This is a genomic window from Sphingobacterium sp. UDSM-2020 (assembly GCF_016132525.1).
Taxonomy (GTDB): Bacteria; Bacteroidota; Bacteroidia; order Sphingobacteriales; family Sphingobacteriaceae; genus Sphingobacterium; species Sphingobacterium anhuiense.
This window is the reverse complement of record NZ_CP066166.1, coordinates 1380986-1401024: the sequence shown is the minus strand read 5'-3', so window position 1 is coordinate 1401024 and position 20039 is coordinate 1380986. Positions and strand designations below refer to the sequence as shown.

Sequence of the window (20039 nt, the reverse complement as noted above, 5' to 3'; positions counted from 1 at the left end):
TAAGAAAACAAAAGACTTCATCATAAATACAAAAAAGCCAATCGAAAAAGATTGGCTTTTTTGTATTTTGAAAAGAATTTTATGTTAATCTTTGCTAGGAAACATTTTTCCAATGATCATTTCTAGCACCGCTACTACAATTGCAAAGAGCGCCGCTGTCCAGAAACCGGAAACATCAAATTTAGATCCGAGTAATGAATCAGTTAATAATATCATAAGTACGGTAATGATAAAAGAAACTAGTCCCAGTGTTAACCAATTTAATGGAAAAGTGAACAACCTTAAAATTGAACCAACAGTGGCATTAACAAATCCAATAACAAGACCTGTTATGATAGCCCAAAGAAAGCTGGCAACATGTACTCCTGGAGATATGTAGGCTGCTAACGCAATCACTACACCTGTAATAAGTAGGCTAATAATGAATTTCATGATATTTATAATTTTAAGTTAATCTTACAAAATTATCATCAAATGCGGTGCCAAATTGTACTCCCAAACAATCGTTTGCTATTCGTCTCTCCCAAATTAAACTTTTGGTACTTTATTGTGTTTAATATAATTAATTGCATATATGTTATGCTTGCATAATATAAATTTTGTAAATTCACATAAACAATTATAACAGAGACAATATGAAAAAGATGATCATGACACTGATGCTGGTATTTACGTCAGTATTAATTTTTGCACAATCTGACCCTATTATTGGAAAATGGCAGAATCCCAGTGGAGAGGGTAGAATAGAAATCTACAAAAAGGGTGAAAAGTATTTTGGTAAACTATACTGGTTGAAAGAGCCAAATGATGCACAGGGAAATATTAAAAAGGACATTAAAAATCCTGATAAAAGTTTGCAAAGCAGACAGGTTCAGGGCTTAGAGATTTTGACCAACTTTTCAAAAGATGGTAATGTCTATCAAGACGGTAAAATATATGATCCAAAAACAGGAAAAACCTATAGCTGTAAAATGACCCTACAGGGAACAGATAAGTTAGATATCAGGGGCTATGTGGGCGTCAGTTTATTCGGACGTACCGAATCATGGAAAAGGGTGAACTAAAGCTGTGGTTAAAAATAAAAAGCGCTACTTATTTTTTAAGTGCGCTTTTTATTTTAGGGTCTTTAATTATTAAAAACATTGTATAATTAATTTAATAGCAGTAATTTCAGCAATCTAAATATTAACGATAGAATTGCTATGGCTGTTAAAATGTCCTATTCAGAGAATATAAAACTTGCTCTCCAATCCATTGTAGGCAATAAGTTGCGCACATTTCTGACAGCACTGATTATCGCAATAGGCATTACGGCACTTATAGGTGTTTTAACATCTATAGATGCGATTAAATCGTCTTTAACAGATTCCTTTTCTTCAATGGGGTCCAATTCATTTAATATTCGGAATCGCGGTCTGAATGTCCGTATTGGAAATAGCGGTGAGCAGTCGAAGGTATATTCCTCCATTACATACCGTGAAGCGGTCAGCTTTAAAGAACAATATAAGTTTGACGCGGTCACCTCGATCAATGTTAATGTTTCATGGGCAGCAACAGCAAAATATAAATCAGAAAAAACAAATCCTAATATCGGTGTCATCGGATCTGATGAATCCTATTTAAAAACATCCGGATATAACTTGTCTATTGGGCGTAATTTTACGAATCAGGAAGTTTATAAAGGAAGTCCTGTCGTCATTATCGGTGATGAAATATATCAAAAATTATTTAAAGGCACCATCAATCCCATAGGTGAATTTATGACAATCGGTGGGGTGCGTTATCAAGTAATCGGAGTATTAAAAAATAAGGGATCAAGCGCTGGTATGGGCGCTGATAAAGCCTGTTTGATACCGTTGGTAAAAGCAAGAACGGTAATGGGGGGTGTTGAGCCTTCTTATACCATTACGATATCGGTTAATGATCCGGTTCGCTTAGAGGCCGGAGTGGGAGAGGCTACTATTGTGTTCCGTAATATACGTGGGTTGACGGCTAAACAAACATCGGATTTTGAAATCACGAAATCTGATGCGGTTGCACAGATCTTACTTCAAAATATGGTTATCATTACAATGGGAGCAATCGTGATTGCATTAATAACATTAATAGGAGCTTCCATCGGTTTAATGAATATTATGCTGGTTTCTGTAACAGAGCGGACACGTGAGATTGGAATCCGTAAGGCAATTGGGGCAACCCCTTCGGTGATACGTAAACAGTTCTTAATAGAAGCAGTTGTTATCTGTTTAATTGGTGGGGCAGCAGGAATTATATTGGGTATCGTTATCGGCAACCTGCTAGCATTACAATTGGGTGCATCATTTATTGTTCCTTGGAATTGGATTATATTAGGTTTTACTGTATGTGTTCTGGTGGGTATGCTCTCAGGCTATTATCCTGCATCAAAAGCTTCAAAATTAGATCCTGTAGAAGCATTACGTTATGAATAGTAAAATTGTGCAAACGGTTTCACATACTTTTGAGGCATTAATAACATAAACTTCATTTATAAGTGGAGTAAATGCTCTTATAAAATCTTATTATTGTAGAAAATTTTGAATTATTATGTATAAAACTCTTCAACCTGCATTGCAGAAAGAATTAGCAGCTATCAAAGAAGCTGGTTTGTATAAAGAAGAACGCGTAATTACTACGCCTCAAGGTGCTGATATTAAAGTAAGCACTGGTGAAGAAGTCATCAATTTTTGTGCAAATAACTATTTAGGATTATCATCACATCCTAAAGTAACTGAAGCAGCAAAAAAAGCAATTGATTCACATGGATATGGAATGTCATCAGTACGTTTTATTTGTGGAACACAGGATATTCACAAAGAGTTGGAAGCAAAAATTTCTAAATTTTTAGGAACAGAAGATACTATTTTATATGCGGCTGCATTTGATGCCAATGGTGGCGTATTCGAACCTTTATTAGGCGCAGAAGATGCGATCATTTCAGATGAATTAAATCATGCATCTATTATCGATGGTGTCCGTTTATGTAAAGCACAACGTTTCCGTTATAAAAATGCGGATATGGCAGATTTAGAGGCTCAGTTACAAGCGGCTTCTGGCGCGCGTCACCGTATTATCGTTACAGATGGAGCATTCTCTATGGATGGTTCGGTAGCGCCATTAGATCAGATCTGTGATTTAGCAGATAAATATGAAGCATTAGTGATGATCGATGAGTCACACTGTACAGGTTTTATTGGTAAAACTGGCCGTGGAACACATGAATTATATAATGTAATTGATCGCGTTGATATCATTACTGGAACATTAGGGAAAGCATTAGGTGGTGCATCTGGCGGTTTTACTTCTGGTCGTAAAGAAATTATTGATATGTTACGTCAGCGTTCTCGTCCATACTTGTTCTCCAATACTTTAGCACCAGCTATCGCAGGAGCTTCTGTAGCAGTCTTAGACATGCTAAGTGAAACGACAGACTTACGCGATAAATTAGAAGCAAATACAGCTTATTTCCGTGAAAAAATGACAGCAGCAGGTTTTGATATTAAGCCGGGATTTCACCCTATTGTACCTGTTATGCTGTATGATGCAAAATTAGCACAAGAATTTGCAACCAGAATGTTGGCAGAAGGAATCTATGTAATTGGTTTCTATTACCCTGTAGTTCCACAAGGAAAAGCACGTATTCGTGTTCAAATTTCAGCAGGTCATGAGATCAGTCATTTGGATAAAGCAATAGCAGCATTCATAAAAGTTGGAAAAGATTTAGCTGTAATCAAATAAAATACACATAGTTATATGAATTTATGGTGCAAAATACTTATCTTTGCACCCTGAATTTAAAACAAATTTACTTGCTGGATGCAAAATATTAGAAATATAGCGATTATCGCTCACGTCGATCACGGTAAAACTACGTTGGTAGACAAAATCTTACACTTCACAAATCTTTTTAGAGATAATGATGGTACAGGTGATTTAATTCTAGATAATAACGATCTAGAGCGTGAACGCGGTATTACAATCGTTGCTAAAAACGTTTCTGTTCAATACAAAGGTGTTAAAATCAACGTTATTGACACTCCTGGTCACGCCGATTTCGGTGGTGAGGTTGAGCGTGTCTTGAAGATGGCTGATGGTGTTGTGTTATTAGTAGATGCTTTTGAAGGTCCTATGCCTCAAACTCGTTTCGTTACACAAAAAGCTTTAGCTTTAGGATTGAAACCTTTGGTAGTTGTTAATAAAGTAGACAAAGAAAACTGTCGTCCTGAAGAAGTATATGAAAATGTATTTGATTTATTCTTTAGCTTAGATGCTACTGAAGAGCAATTGGCGTTTCCAGTATTATACGGTTCTTCTAAAAATGGTTGGATGTCAACAGATTGGAAAGAGCCTAAAGAAGATGTATCTGAATTATTAGATGCTATCATCTCTCACTTCCCGCCATCTCCTTTTAATGAAGGTACTTTGCAAATGCAAATCACATCTTTAGATTACTCTACTTTCGTAGGTCGTATTGCTATTGGTCGTGTTGCACGTGGAACAATCAAAGAAAACCAACCTATTTCATTGATGAAACGCGATGGTAAAATCGTTAAATCTCGTGTAAAAGAATTACATACGTTTGAAGGTTTAGGTCGTCGTCGTGTTACAGAAGTTGCTTGTGGTGATATCTGTGCTGTAGTTGGTATCGAAGGTTTTGATATCGGTGATACTATTGCTGATTTCGAAAACCCAGAGCAATTAGAGGTTATTCATATTGATGAGCCTACAATGAACATGTTGTTCACGATTAATAACTCTCCTTTCTTTGGTAAAGAAGGTAAATTAGTTACTTCTCGTCACATCCATGATCGTTTACAAAAAGAATTAGAGAAAAACTTAGCATTACGTGTAGTTCCTACTGAATCTCCTGATGCATGGTTAGTATATGGTCGTGGTATTCTCCATTTATCTGTATTGATCGAAACAATGCGTCGCGAAGGTTACGAATTGCAAGTAGGTCAGCCACAAGTTATCTTGAAAGAAATTGACGGTAAGAAATGTGAGCCAGTCGAAGTATTGGTCGTAGATGTTCCTGCTGAAGTTTCTGGTAAAGTAATCGAATTGGTAACACAACGTAAAGGTGAGTTATTGATTATGGAGACTAAAGGTGAAATGCAACACTTAGAGTTCGAAATCCCTTCTCGTGGTATCATCGGTTTGCGTAACAACGTATTGACTGCTACTGCTGGTGAAGCTGTTATGGCCCACCGTTTGAAAGGTTACGAGCCTTGGAAAGGTACAATCCCTGGACGTCAACATGGTGTATTGATCTCTTTAGATAAAGGTACTACAACAGCTTATTCTATCGATAAATTACAAGATCGTGGTAAATTCTTCGTTGATCCAGGAGTAGATATCTATGAAGGACAAATTTTAGGAGAGCATATCCGTGATAACGATTTAACAATCAATATCGTTAAAGCGAAACAATTAACGAATATGCGTGCTTCTGGTACTGATGATAATACGCGTATTGCACCAGCGATCAAATTCTCTTTAGAAGAATCAATGGAGTATATCCAAGGTGACGAATATATTGAGGTTACTCCTCAGTCTATCCGTTTACGTAAGATCTACTTAACAGAAGGTGAACGTAAAGTGAACAAAAAAGTTTAATGATCTCATTAGATTTAAAATAATATAGAAGCCTCCGATTTATCGGAGGCTTTTTTTGTAATATCCCTTTTTCATACAGTGATTATAAATTCTCCTTTATCTGTTTTGAAGAATTCTTTCGTGAATTATTTCTCGATTTTCCGGGTTATTTAGATCGGTAGTAATCTGTCTTTTTTGTAATAAAATCAATGCAAAGTCGTGAATGTCAATATAAATTTCGATTTTTAAGTGGCCTTATTAAAAATCCTTACATATTATATTTTATGAAAAGAACTTATCTCACGTATATTTTCTCAAAAAGAGTCTTAGGTTATACCTTGTTTTTTAGCTTTTTTACGCTAGATCATGGATTTGCACAAAATCGATCACAGCAGGGATCGCAGGTATTAGAGCCTATTGTGCAAAAAATCGTAGCAGAAGCCAATCATAATTCTCAGCTGGAATCACTCGCGTTTGAACTGTTAGATGTAGTTGGTCCCCGCTTAGTGGGAACTCCCGGCATGACCCGTGCAAATGAATGGGCAATTGCTAAATTTGAAAGTTGGGGCATTACAGCTCAAAATCAAAAATTTGGTGAATGGCGAGGATGGGAACGCGGTATTTCACATATCGATATGATTGCACCCCGTGTCAAATCATTGGCCGGAACACAGCTTGCATGGAGTCCGAGTACAAAAGGGAAAAGTATACAAGCGGAAGTTATTAGCCTACCAGATGTAAAGGATTCCTTGTCATTTCATAAATGGCTTCCATCTGTTAAAGGTAAATTTGTGATGATTTCAATGCCACAGCCAACCGGTCGTCCGGATCATAATTGGGAAGAGTATGGGACCAAGGAATCCATTGAACGGATGAAAGTTTCTCGGGACTCTCTTGCAGTTTTATGGAACAACCGTATCAAAGCTTCTGGAGTATCTGCAAATTCTATTCCAGCCATGTTGGAAGATGCAGGTGCCGTAGGGATATTGACCAGCAATTGGTCAAAAGAATTTGGAGCGAATAAAATATTTGGAGCACGGTCATATAAGGCGCCATCGCTCGATATCTCCTTAGAAGATTATGGTATGTTATACCGTTTAACCGAAAAGGGAATCAGTACAAAGATCAGTGTCGAGACTGCTTCAAAGGATCTAGGAAACGTACCATCCTTTAATACTATTGCTGAAATTAAAGGAAGTCAATTTCCGAACGAATACGTTATTCTTTCAGCTCACCTTGATTCCTGGGAGGGAGGTTCAGGAGCAACAGACAATGGAACCGGAACTATCGCTATGATGGAAGTCGCACGTATTTTGAAAAAGATATTGCCAAATCCTAAGCGAACTATACTAATCGGTTTGTGGGGAAGTGAAGAACAGGGGCTAAACGGCTCGCGTTCATTTGTCTTGGACAATCCAGAGATTATAGAAAATACACAAGCTGTTTTCAACTTAGATAACGGTACAGGCCGTGTCGAGCGAATTAATGGCTCAGGCTTTGTACATGCTTATGACTTTGTATCCCGCTGGATGTCTGCTGTGCCTGCCCATGTTACAAAAGATATCAAAACAGAATTTCCGGGATCACCAGGAGGTGGGGGATCAGACCACTCATCTTTCGTTGCTGCTGGAGTACCTGCTTTTATGTTAAGTTCATTGTCTTGGGGTTACTTTTCAAATACATGGCATACCAATTTGGATACTTATGATAAGTTAGTGTTTGATGATCTCAAGTATAATGTAATTCTTACTGCTGTAATGGCATATAAAGCCTCTGAGGAAGCTAAGTTGGTTAATCGGGAGCAACGGGTACTCCCAGCGGGAACTGACGGTAAACCGGGTATTTGGCCTCCTATTAGACAGCCAAGGAGAACAGGAGTTGGATATTAGGTAACATTTGAAATAGATTCTTTATTAAGAATTTGTAAAATATTGGGCTTTTCTTAGTTCATGTTATTAATAAGGATTTTTAAATCCTTATTTTTGTTTTTATCTGTATGTCAGATTGAAACAAATTAGATTGGAATTTATAAATGGCGAAGACACAGGATAATAGTCCGAAAAATTATATTCAAATAAAAGGGGCAAGAGTCAATAATTTAAAGAATATTGATGTCGATATCCCTAAGAACAAACTGGTTGTTATTACAGGTATGTCAGGCTCGGGCAAATCTTCCTTAGCATTTGACACACTCTATGCCGAGGGGCAACGTCGTTATGTCGAAAGTCTCTCGTCCTATGCCCGTCAGTTTATGGGAAGGATGAATAAACCTGAAGTTGATTATATTAAAGGTATAGCACCGGCGATAGCGATCGAACAACGCGTTATTACGAGCAACCCTCGCTCTACTGTCGGTACATCGACTGAGATTTATGATTATCTGAAACTATTATATGCACGTATAGGCAAAACCTATTCTCCCGTATCTGGACAACTTGTTACAAAAGATACGGTCTCCAGTATTGTAGATTTTGCAACGGCTTTAGAGGAGGGAACATCTATTACCATTTATGCTCCACTAATTCCTACGAACGACCGTAAGTTAAAAGAGGAACTTTCACTTTTATTACAGAAAGGTTTTGTCCGTATCAAGTATAAAGGTGAGCTACAGAAAATAGAAACGATCATCGATGACAAGAAAGTCGATAATAAAGTAATTAAAGAAGGTGAAATAGAAATCGTAACGGACCGTCTTCGTATCGACTCGGATGACGATACCTTAAATCGTCTTTCGGATTCTATTCAAACAGCTTTATTTGAAGGAAAAGGTAATTGCTCCATAGCCGTAGGAGAGGAATTCCATCATTTCTCAGATCGTTTTGAGCTTGATGGGATCTTGTTTGAAGAACCAACAGCTAATTTCTTCAGTTTTAATAATCCATATGGAGCATGCCGTCGTTGTGAAGGATATGGGAAAGTGATTGGTATTGATCCAGATCTTGTTATTCCTGATAAAAGCCGATCGGTATACGATGGTGCTATCGCACCTTGGCGAGGTGAGAAAATGGGCGAATGGTTACAGGCACTGATCAAAGTTTCGTTAAAGTTTGACTTTCCTATCCATCGTTCCTATTCTGATCTAACAGCGGCACAAAAGAAATTGCTGTGGACGGGTAATAAGTATTTTTCAGGTTTAAATCAATTTTTTCAAGAGCTTGAAGAACAGACCTACAAAATCCAATATCGGGTCATGTTATCCCGCTATCGTGGTAAGACAGATTGTCCAGAATGTCACGGTTCCCGTCTTCGTCAGGATGCAACCTACGTAAAAGTTGGTGATAGATCCATTACAGATATCGTACTGATGCCTTTGGATAAAGCATTGGAGTTTTTCAAAGGATTAGAACTTAAAGGGAATGATCTTTTAATTGCGAAGCGGTTATTATCTGAAATTGAAAGCCGGTTACAGTTTTTATGTGATGTAGGATTGAGCTATTTAACTTTAAATCGCTTATCCAACTCTCTTTCTGGAGGTGAATCGCAACGTATCAATTTAGCGACTTCTTTAGGAAGTTCGTTGGTTGGGTCAATTTATGTCTTGGACGAACCGAGTATTGGTTTACATCCTCGCGATACACAAAGACTTATAGGAGTTTTAAAATCGCTAAGGGATATTGGCAATACGGTTATTGTGGTCGAGCATGAACAGGAAATGATGGAGGCTGCCGATTATCTGATCGATATTGGCCCGGAAGCAGGAATAAATGGTGGTGAATTGGTATTTGCAGGTCACTACGATGATATCATTAAAGATAAAAAAAGTTTAACAGGTCGTTATTTAAGCGGACAAGATCAGATCGTCATTCCGGCTCAACGCCGTACATGGAACAATTCCATTACCGTTAAAGGAGCGCATGAAAATAACCTGCAGGGTATCGATGTGACTTTTCCACTCAATAATTTTACTGTTGTAACCGGTGTTTCCGGTTCTGGGAAAACATCGCTTGTAAAACGGATTTTATATCCGGCTCTGCAAAAAGCGATCGGGAATTATTCCGGTGAGCAGACAGGAGTTTACGATGGAATTGAAGGAGATATTGATCGCGTTGAACAAATTGAAATGGTTGATCAGAATCCGATCGGTCGTTCTTCACGATCCAATCCGGTTACCTATGTAAAAGCTTGGGATGAAGTTAGAGCTTTATATTCAAATTTACCGGCTGCTAAAGCCGCAGGACTAAAACCCGCCGCCTTTTCATTTAATGTGGAAGGTGGTCGCTGTGACGTATGCCAAGGCGAGGGAGAGGTCAAGATTGAGATGCAATTTATGGCCGATATTGTGCTTCCTTGTGAAGCTTGTGAAGGCAAACGTTTTAAACAGCATGTGCTTGATGTCCAGTATAAAAGTAAGTCGGTTTCAGATGTTTTGGAATTGAGTGTTGATGAGGCTATTGTTTTCTTTGCTGATCAACCTAAAATCTTATCTAAACTTCAGCCTTTACAAGATGTTGGACTAGGTTATGTGAAATTGGGACAATCATCGAGTACACTATCTGGTGGAGAAGCACAGCGTATCAAACTGGCTTCATTCTTAATTAAAGGAAATAATAGTAAGAAAACACTTTTTATATTTGATGAACCAACAACAGGTCTCCATTTTCATGATATTAAGAAGCTCTTGAAATCGTTTGAGGCACTGATTAATTTAGGGAATAGTATTTTGGTTATCGAACATAATATGGACATGATCAAATCGGCAGATTGGGTGATAGATATCGGTCCTGAAGGGGGAGATAAAGGAGGGAAATTAGTTTTTGCAGGACTTCCTGAAGATTTGGTCAAATGTAAAGATTCTTATACAGGGCAATATTTGCAGACTCATTTAACGAATTAATTTTACATTTATAGCCTAAACAAAATAAAAGACATGATTAAAAAAATGTTAATAATGATGTGCGTAGGGTTGAGTAGTTTGACAACCTTTGCACAGTCGCCAGAACGTCCGAAATTAGTCGTGGGTCTTATGGTTGACCAGATGCGCTGGGATTACCTGTACCGATTTGCTGAACGTTATGGCGAAGGTGGTTTCAAAAGATTGTTGAATGAGGGATTTTCATGTGAAAATACGCTGATCAACTACATTCCAACGTATACTGCTATCGGACATAGCTCTGTTTACACAGGATCAGTACCCGCTATACATGGTATTTCGGGTAATGATTGGATTATGGAGCAAACTGGTAAACCAATGTACTGTACTCAGGATGACAATGTCGTTGGGGTAGGTACAACAGAGGCTGAAGGAAAGCAGTCTCCACGCAATTTACTCGCTTCAACCATTACAGATCAATTGAAATTGGCGACCAATTTTCAATCAAAGGTTATCGGTATTGCCATTAAAGATCGTGGCGGGATTCTACCTGCAGGCCATTTTGCTGATGCAGCCTACTGGTTTGAATCTAAATCAGGTAATTGGATTACGAGCAATTTCTACATGGATAAATTACCAAACTGGGTAACAGATTTTAATAAGAAAAAACTTGCTGAAAAATATTTAAAACAAGATTGGAAACCATCTTATCCGTTATCGACCTATACATCAAGTATTGCTGATGATAATATTTATGAAGGAAAATTTGCTGGAGAGGCAAGTCCAACATTACCAAGAGCAACTTCCAAATTGATGGCTACTGAAGGGTACGAGTTGATTAAGACGACGCCTATGGGGAACACTTTAACATTAGATTTAGCAAAAGCGGCTATAGAAAATGAAAAACTTGGAAATAACCCAACGAAAAGTACGGACTTTCTTTGTGTAAGCTTATCTGCTACTGACTATGTGGGCCATCGTTATTCCCTTTCTTCTGTAGAAATTGAAGATATCTATTTAAAGCTGGATCATGAACTTGCGGATCTCTTCAACTATTTGGATAAATCAGTTGGTAAAGGTAATTACACATTCTTTTTAACAGCAGATCATGCCGCATCTTATAATTCACGTTATTTCATGGACATGAAAGGGAACGGGGGATATTTTCCCGGCAGACAGATCTTAACAGCATTGAATGATAATTTGAAAGCTAAGTTTGGTCAAGAAAAATTGGTTAAGAGTCTAATGAACTATCAAGTACATTTAGACAATGAGAAGATTGAAACTTTAAAACTAGATGAAGAAGCCATCAAAACGGATATCATCAAGTATTTGAAAAAACAGGATGGTGTTGCATTTGTTTTTGATATGTCCAAAGGTGATGTTCTTCAAGCTCCTCTAGCGATCCGCGAAAAAGCAATTAACGGATATCATATGAAGCGAAGTGGTGTTATTCAGATTGTTGTTGAACCACAATGGTATGAGGGATCTCCTCGTTCTACAGGTACAACGCACGGTACATGGTCAAGCTTTGATTCACATATACCATTAGTATTTATGGGATGGGGTATCAAACATGGCGTTTCTAATAAAGCTGTAAACGTTACTGATATTGCTCCAACTTTAGCCGCGTTGTTGCATGTTATGGAGCCAAATGGCAGTATCGGTACTCCTATAGTAGAAGTGTTAGGACAGTAATATCGCTTTTAAATGCTATATTAAAGGTAAAATTTGTTAGATTTCTGCTATATAAATTTACTGAGTGAAGAGAAGAGGGTGGTAAAATTGTTTTATAAGCAATGCAATAAGATTGTAAATAAAACAATTTTATCTAAGTTTGTAGATAAAATTGAATAAATAATATGCTTTCTAAAAAGACAAAATATGCCATTAAAGCCTTAATGGTTTTAGGTAGGAACTACGGTAAAGATCCCATGCAGATTGTAAAAATTGCAGAGGAAGAAAATATTCCGAAGAAATTTTTAGAACAGATATTGTTGGAAATGCGTAATGCAGGGATTTTGTATAGCAAGAAAGGTGCAGGAGGGGGTTACAGTCTAAATAAAGCACCAGAAGATGTTTATTTATCTCAGGTGATGCGATTGATCGACGGACCTATTGCCTTATTGCCATGTGTCAGTCTCAATTTCTATCGTTCATGTGATGAATGTACCACTGAGCATGCCTGTGGTATACGCGACACTTTTGTTGAGGTTCGTAATGCAATGTTACAAATACTAAACGATACGAGTGTTGCGAGTCTAATAAACAAGGAAAAACAATTAAACCTAGACACTACAGAAGATAGCTAGATAAATTAAACTTTTTACTAAAAGGGCCGAATTATTTGATTAATTCGGCCTTTTTTATTTTTAACGAAAATTTAACAAAAAGCATACGACTTTATCGTATTAAAACTATATCTTTAGTTTTTAATATCATTATAAACCGTACCTAATGGCCAAATTCTATTGGAGCATATTATTATTATGCTCATTTATGCTGACCAATTCAACACATGCACAAACAAAAGTATCGGGAGAGATTGTAGATTCGAAGGATGGGGGGAAACTCGGTAAAGCGGCTGTTGTATTATTAAATGCGAAAGATTCCGTTCTTGTCAAGTTCGTGAGAACAAATGAAAATGGATCCTTTTCCTTTCCTAAAATTGATACAGGAACTTATCGGTTCATTGTCTCCTTTCCTCAATATGTGGATGTTGTCAAGGATGTCACTGTAGGTCAAGAGCCCATTGCTTTTGGAACTATTAAACTATCAAAAGCAGCATTGCTTTTGGAAGAGGCACAAGTGACAGGTAGAATCCCTGTTGTCATGAAAGGGGATACCATTGAATATGATGCAGGAAGCTTTAAAGTCGAAAAAGATGCTAAAGTGGAAGATCTTTTAAAAGTCTTGCCCGGTATGACCATGGATGCAAACGGAAAGATTACGGCTAATGGAAAAGAAGTGAAGAAAGTATTATTGGACGGAGAAGAGTTCTTTGGTGATGATCCGACGCTCATTACCAAAAATATTCGGTCGGATATGGTCAGTAAGGTACAGGTGTATGAAAAGAAATCAGACCTGGCAGATCGCACAGGTGTTGATGACGGCGAACGCACACAGACTATTGATATCAAGTTAAAGGCCGATAGTAAGAAAGGAATGTTTGGGCAAGCTACCGTTGGTGGAGGTACCGATAACTACTACGGGGGCAAAGTGATGGTCAATAAATTTAAAGGGAGCCAGAAAATAGCTGTTTATGGTATTGCTGCCAATGATGGTATGGTTGGGCTTGGATTTGAAGATGGGCAGAAATATGGTGTAGGTGGATCGGGGAACATGGAAGTTATGGATGGTGGCGGTATTATGATCTCTTCTGGTGGTGACGGCTCCGACGGTGGATTTGACGGAAGGTTTTATGGAGGTGGAGTACCCAAAGCTTTAAATTTTGGGGCCAGCTACTCAGATAAAACTGCAAATGATAAGCACAAAATTAACGTTAACTATAGAAGGAATCAACTAAACGTAAATAATACGAGTACTTATTCTGCTCAAAATAACATTCCAGAACAAGCACGTATTGATAATTCGGTAACGAGCTCGGACAACGAGACTAAGACAAATGCAGCCAACCTGAGGTATGATTATAAATTGGATTCCTTAACCGATATGACTGTGAAAATGGGGTTCAATAAGTCGCAAAGGGATAATTTTTCAGAAACATTTGCTGACCAAAAAACTTTGGAAGGACAGGGAATCACAGAAACATATTCTAAAAACAATTCGAGAACTGATCAGGAACAATACAATCTGGACGTTTTACTCACAAGACGTTTTAAGAAAGTAAGAAGATCATTGACTTTAGCGGTCAATACGAATTCGGATAAAAATGATGGCAATATAAATTATTTCTCAAGTACCCATTTCTTTAAAAACAATCTTACCGATACCATAGATCAGTATAAGAAAAATATGAATAGGAATACGAATTTAGGAGCTTCGATGACCTTTACAGAACCTATTTCTAAAAGGTTGACCGCTGCTCTGGGATATTCATTCCTAAATAATAAGTCGGAAACATTAAATCAATCTTTCGATAGAGATTCGTTGACAGGCGAGTATACGATACTAGATCAGGCAATCCTGAATGATTTTGATTTTACGAGTATGAAAAATGGATTGAGTACTTCACTCAATTATAAGGATAATAAGTTGACGGTCAATCTAAGTAATCAACTGGATTTTGAACATGTGAAGCGAGAGTACAATAATTTGGAAACTGTTCTTCAGCGTAATCAAACGTCAATTCGCCCAAGTTTATCGACTAATTATCAGATTACGAAAAGTAAAAGTATAAATTTCAGGTACTCGGGAAGAACATTGCAACCGTCACTGACGCAAATCGAACCATTAAAGCAAAACTCACAACAATTGGTAACCTATCTTGATAATTTTGATTTAAAAGCTGGTTTTAGTAATAATTACAGTTTAAGTTTCAATTCCTATAAACAGCTGAAAGATCAAAGTGTCTATGCATATGTTAGTGCAACACAGGGAATCAATAATATATCCAGCAGGGTGAGGTATTATGAGGAAGGCCGCCAAGATATTCAGTATGTCAACATCGACAAGACAAACTGGCGCATATATGGACAATCTGGATACCGATTTGTTGTACAGAAAAAATGGGGACTGAACCTAAATTTAGGAGCTAATGTGGAATACAGTAGTCAATATAGTTACTTATCATTAGTAATAGAGGAACCGCGTTTAAATCAGAATGAAACTTGGAGTTTAGCCCCTAGTATCGGATTAAGTCGTTATAAGGCAAATAAGTTGGATTTCTACGTAAATATTACTCCGGGTGTTGAAAAACTAAATTCCTCTTTACAGCCTCAATTGAGTAGAACAACTTTTACAATGAATTCTTATGGCAATGTAACTTATTACCTGCCGAAAGATTTTAAAGTAGCGCTTAACGTTAATCAAAGCTATCAGAGTTCGACTCAAACCTTACAGTCTATTAATATTGTCAATATGAATGGATATATTTCAAAGAAATTCTTTAAAGATAAATCGTTAGAAGCACAGATTTATGTTAACGATATCTTGAATAAGAATAGTGGTATAAACCGCTATCAGAATGGATCCTCTTTTATTCAGTCCAGTAATGAAGTGTTGCACCGTTATGGCATGTTGAAAGTGATTTATAATTTTACAACTATGAAAGGAGGAAAATAAGATGAAAAAGTATATTGTAGTAATGTTTTTATTTGTGGGTTTTATGATGCATGCGTCTGCCCAATACGCTTTTTTTCCGAGCAGTGGTACCGTAACTTTTGAGCGGAAATTTCATTTACATAACTATTTGAAACGAAATTTCTTGAATAAACCCGATCTGGATGGTTGGGATAAAATTAGTGTAGATGCTGCCATAAAATCCGGGCCAGTAGAAATCATCACGCATCATAGTTTGAAATTCTTTGATGATGAAACCGTTTTTGAAACTATTCAAGAGGATTACCCGCCGAATTATCGTAATTACTCCTGGTACAGTCCGTTTATAAATGATTCTAAGACCTATATCAATGTTAAAGATAATAGTTTCTTAAAACTACTTCCTTTTGGAGATGAAGAATTATTAATGAAAGATTCATTGCCCAATGTGAAGTGGAAGTATACGGATGAATATCGTAATATCGCAGGTTACGATTGTCGTCGGGCAAACGGGATTATTCAAGATTCTATTTATGTGGTGGCATTTTTTGCTGGGCAGATTCCCATTCCAACAGGTCCAGAACTTATTCATGGTTTACCAGGGATGATTTTGGGCGTATCCATACCGAGCATGAACATTAATATATTTGCAACAAAGGTTGAATTAACCAATACGCCAGTTTCCAATGTGCTGACAAAGAAAAAGAAAGTGGTGGCCGAGCCAAAGGCCGCGGTTATCGCAAAATTAAAAACTTCTGTCTACGATTGGATGGACGAAAAGGAATTCAATAAAAAGCTGAAAGCGATATTATTTTAAACAAGAAAGGGAACGATGAGTTCCCTTTCTTGTTTAAATATAGTTCTTTATCTAATGGTACTACCCGGTTTGATTGCCGAGGTTGGATTCACAAAATCCAAGCGGCCATCAGCATCCTCAGCCATTAAGATCATCCCTTGAGAGGTGATTCCTTTGATATCGCGAGGCTCCAGATTCACTAAAATAGATACCTGCTTACCGATGATTTCTTCAGGAGAGAAGAATTCTGCAATTCCAGATACAACCGTACGTTGGTCAATTCCAGTATCAATTTTGATTTTTAATAATTTCTTCGTTTTAGCAACTTTCTCTGCTTCTAAGATCGTACCCACACGAATATCAAGTTTCGTAAAATCTTCGAAAGCAATATTAGCTTTAGCCGGTTCAGTTTTTACATTTGCCGCTGCATTTGCAATTTTTGCCTGAGCCAATTTGTTCAATTGAAATTCAACCTGCTCGTCCGTGATTTTTTCGAACAATAGCTGTACTTCACTCAATTGGTGACCATCAGCAATTAAATCCGCTTTACCTGCATTTGTCCAATTCGTACTTGGAAAATCAAGCATTTCGAAAAGTTTTGTAGCAGTTTTCGGAAGGAAAGGCTGTGCTAATACCGCTAAGTTTGCGACTATTTGTGTGGCCACATTCAGAACCGTTTTTACACGTTCCTCATCCGTTTTGATTACTTTCCAAGGCTCTTCATCTGCTAAATACTTATTTCCTAAACGAGCAACATTCATAAACTGTGCTAATGCCTCGCGGAAACGATATTGCTGTATAGATCCAGTGATCGCATCAGGGAATTTTGCTAATTCAGCAAAAACATTTTGATCAACTTCATTTAACGGAGAACCGCTAACTACTTTGCCATCAAAATATTTGTGAGAAAGTACCATGACACGGTTGACAAAGTTACCAAAGATAGCAACCAGTTCATTGTTAACTCTAGCTTGGAAATCCTTCCATGTAAATTCACTATCAGATGTTTCAGGAAGAATAGAAGTCAATACATAACGTAATTCATCTTGTCTACCCGGAAACTCTTCTAAATATTCATGTAACCAAACAGCATGATTACGAGAGGTCGATAATTTGTCGCCTTCAAGATTTAAGAATTCATTTGCTGGTACGTTATCCGGTAAAATATATTCACCATGTGCATGTAAAATTGCGGGGAAGATGATACAGTGGAATACGATATTATCTTTTCCAATAAAATGGATTAAGCAAGAGTCATCTTCAGGATTTTCTTGTTTTTTCCAATAATCTTCCCAGTTTTTACCATGATCAATAGCCCATTGCTTGGTAGCAGAAATGTAGCCTATCGGAGCATCTAACCAAACATAAAGTTTTTTACCAGCAGCCTCTTGAAGCGGAACATCTACTCCCCAGTCCAAATCGCGGGTCATAGAACGAGGTTGTAAACCTGATTTTAACCAAGATTGGCATTGACCAAAAACATTTGATTTCAAAACGTCTTTTTTACCTTCGATCAACCATTTCTCTAACCAAGGTTGGTATTTATCTAGGGGCAAGTACCAGTGTTTTGTTTTTCTTAATACCGGTGTTTTTCCGCTCAATGTCGATATTGGATTGATTAAGTCTGTTGGACTTAACGAAGTACCACATTTCTCACACTGGTCACCATACGCACCTTCCGACTTACAGTTAGGGCAGGTACCAACAATATAACGATCAGCTAAGAATTGATGAAAATCTTCATCATAGTATTGTTCCGAGAATTTCTCAACGAACTCACCTTTATCGTACAAATTCGTAAAGAATTCTTGAGACAACGCATGGTGGATAGGTTCGGAAGTGCGGTGATAGATATCAAATGCAATACCGAACTCTTCAAAGCTCTCTTTAATTTGTGTATTGTACTTATCAATAATTTGCTGTGGTGTGATACCTTCTTTTTTTGCACGGATGGTAATCGCCGCTCCATGTTCATCAGAACCACAGACATAGACAACGTCTTTATCGTTAAGACGTAAATAGCGCACGAAAATGTCGCCAGGAATATATGCGCCGGCCAAGTGACCAATATGCAAAGGACCATTAGCATAAGGCAATGCAGATGTAATGGTGTAACGTTTTTTGGATAAATTACTCAATGCTATACAGTAAATTAGTAGTTAGCGAAATAAAAAAACACTATAAATGTTTGTTTCTTTGACAAAGATAATTCAATTTGCGGTATTAAAATAAAGATTATGACGAAAATACCTGAATTTCTTAAAGCAGGCGATAAAGTCGCAATTGTCTGTCCTGCAAGTTTTATTCGTGGAAATATAGATGCCGCCGTTAAAATTTTGGAATCATGGGGCCTGGAGGTCCTTTTGGGAAAGACTGTCACAGCCACTTACCATCAATTTGCGGGAGATGATCATGAAAGAGCTGCCGATTTGCAATGGGCTTTGGACGATGAGACGATCAAAGCTGTTTTTGCGGCAAGAGGTGGATACGGCTGCGTAAGGATTATTGATCAACTTGATTTTTCGCTTTTTCAAAAACAGCCTAAATGGCTTGTTGGATTTAGTGATATTACTGTTTTACATAGTCATATTCAACAGCAATTTGCCATTCCTACCATACATGGGCAAATGCCAAAATCTTTTGAAGCAGGTACCAAAGCATCTTTAGATACCTTGAAGGCCGCTCTCTTCGGGCAGTCGGTAGATTACAGCTATGAGCAGAAAGAATTTCCAAATAGAGTAGGAGAAGCAACAGGAATACTTGTTGGAGGAAATTTAGCTATTCTACTATCCGTACTGGCATCTGAGTCAGATGTCAATTACGATGGTAAAATCTTGTTTATCGAAGATGTTGGAGAGACTTTCTACAGTGTCGACCGTATGTTATGGGCATTGAAGCGGGCCGGGAAATTTAAAAAATTGAAAGGCCTGATTGTCGGCGGTTTTTCCGGAATGAAAGATGCTGATCCTTCATTTGGACAGTCTGTCTCTGAAATTGTGATGGACAAAGTAAGGGATGCAGATTTTCCAGTAGCATTCGCTTATCCTGCCGGTCATATTGATGATAATCATGCATTAATTTTTGGGAAGAAGGTGAAATTAAAGACCACAAAAAATAAGGTTTCATTAACATATATCGATTAAATATTATGGCACTATTTCAAAATTTAGGAAAATATAAAGATTTCGGTTTATTGATCATGCGTGTTGGTTTAGGCGTGATGATGATTGTGCATGGTTTCCCAAAAATGATGGGCGGAGTAGAGACATGGACTAAGCTTGGGGGTTCTATGGGAGTATTAGGCATTCATTTCTTACCCATTTTTTGGGGATTTATGGCCGCAGTTGCCGAAGGAGTAGGAGGTCTGTTTTTATTGATCGGCCTTTGGACTAGACCTACTTTACTTTTTTTAGCGTTCACGATGATTGTTGCGGCTCTTGTTCATTTCGGAAAAGGAGATGGCATTAAAGGAGCCTCTCATGCCATTGAATTATGCTGTGTTTTTATTGGTCTATTATTTATCGGTCCGGGAAAGTATTCTGTTGATAAGAAATAAGACAGTTGAACTTATTGTAATAAGAGAAGAGGCTTAACACATCA

The 20039-nt window shown here is 37.5% G+C and carries 14 protein-coding genes; 12 read left to right on the top strand and 2 right to left on the bottom strand.

Features of this window, described 5'->3' with window-relative positions; all coding sequences use genetic code 11:
• Window positions 1-84: 84 nt before the first annotated feature.
• The gene (locus JAZ75_RS06070) at window positions 85-432 is read right to left on the bottom strand and encodes a phage holin family protein (protein ID WP_021190846.1); all 348 of its coding nucleotides are present in this window, start codon (window positions 430-432) and stop codon (window positions 85-87) included.
• A gap of 203 nt (window positions 433-635) precedes the next feature.
• On the opposite strand from JAZ75_RS06070, the gene JAZ75_RS06065 reads away from it, so the two are divergent.
• The 10 genes from JAZ75_RS06065 to JAZ75_RS06020 all read left to right on the top strand — a co-directional run bounded on the left by JAZ75_RS06065 (window position 636) and on the right by JAZ75_RS06020 (window position 16460).
• Entirely contained in the window at window positions 636-1064 is a 429-nt protein-coding gene (locus JAZ75_RS06065) for a DUF2147 domain-containing protein (RefSeq protein WP_132843423.1), read from the top strand.
• Window positions 1065-1202: 138 nt separating this feature from the next.
• Window positions 1203-2450, top strand: coding sequence for an ABC transporter permease (locus JAZ75_RS06060; RefSeq protein ID WP_183916419.1), 1248 nt, complete (start codon window positions 1203-1205; stop codon window positions 2448-2450).
• A 115-nt stretch (window positions 2451-2565) separates the two neighbouring features.
• Window positions 2566-3756, top strand: coding sequence for a glycine C-acetyltransferase (gene kbl, locus JAZ75_RS06055; protein WP_183916417.1), 1191 nt, complete (start codon window positions 2566-2568; stop codon window positions 3754-3756).
• Window positions 3757-3834: 78 nt separating this feature from the next.
• Entirely contained in the window at window positions 3835-5634 is a 1800-nt protein-coding gene (gene typA / locus JAZ75_RS06050) for a translational GTPase TypA (RefSeq protein ID WP_132771684.1), read from the top strand.
• A gap of 263 nt (window positions 5635-5897) precedes the next feature.
• Entirely contained in the window at window positions 5898-7502 is a 1605-nt protein-coding gene (locus JAZ75_RS06045) for a M20/M25/M40 family metallo-hydrolase (RefSeq protein ID WP_208700637.1), read from the top strand.
• 143 nt (window positions 7503-7645) lie between these two features.
• Window positions 7646-10447: an excinuclease ABC subunit UvrA gene (gene uvrA, locus JAZ75_RS06040; protein WP_208700635.1), complete on the top strand. Its 2802-nt coding sequence runs from the start codon at window positions 7646-7648 to the stop codon at window positions 10445-10447.
• A 33-nt stretch (window positions 10448-10480) separates the two neighbouring features.
• Entirely contained in the window at window positions 10481-12121 is a 1641-nt protein-coding gene (pafA, locus tag JAZ75_RS06035) for an alkaline phosphatase PafA (protein WP_183916411.1), read from the top strand.
• A 164-nt stretch (window positions 12122-12285) separates the two neighbouring features.
• Complete coding sequence (locus JAZ75_RS06030; protein WP_021190852.1) at window positions 12286-12735, top strand: RrF2 family transcriptional regulator; 450 nt, start codon at window positions 12286-12288, stop codon at window positions 12733-12735.
• Window positions 12736-12880: 145 nt separating this feature from the next.
• Window positions 12881-15667, top strand: coding sequence for an outer membrane beta-barrel protein (locus JAZ75_RS06025; RefSeq protein WP_208700632.1), 2787 nt, complete (start codon window positions 12881-12883; stop codon window positions 15665-15667).
• Between the two features lies 1 nt (window position 15668).
• Complete coding sequence (locus JAZ75_RS06020; protein WP_208700630.1) at window positions 15669-16460, top strand: GLPGLI family protein; 792 nt, start codon at window positions 15669-15671, stop codon at window positions 16458-16460.
• 47 nt (window positions 16461-16507) lie between these two features.
• Here JAZ75_RS06020 and metG read toward each other — a convergent pair whose 3' ends face one another.
• Window positions 16508-18577 carry a methionine--tRNA ligase gene (gene metG / locus JAZ75_RS06015; RefSeq protein ID WP_208700628.1) on the bottom strand — a complete coding sequence of 690 codons (2070 nt, stop codon included), beginning with the start codon at window positions 18575-18577 and terminating at the stop codon, window positions 16508-16510.
• A 99-nt stretch (window positions 18578-18676) separates the two neighbouring features.
• On the opposite strand from metG, the gene JAZ75_RS06010 reads away from it, so the two are divergent.
• Both JAZ75_RS06010 and JAZ75_RS06005 read left to right on the top strand, forming a co-directional pair.
• Window positions 18677-19582 (top strand): LD-carboxypeptidase, encoded by a 906-nt coding sequence (locus JAZ75_RS06010; protein WP_208700626.1) that lies wholly within the window; start codon window positions 18677-18679, stop codon window positions 19580-19582.
• 5 nt (window positions 19583-19587) lie between these two features.
• A complete protein-coding gene (locus JAZ75_RS06005; protein ID WP_208700623.1) occupies window positions 19588-19995 on the top strand; it encodes a DoxX family protein in 408 nt (135 codons plus the stop codon).
• The last annotated feature ends 44 nt before the right edge of the window (window positions 19996-20039 follow it).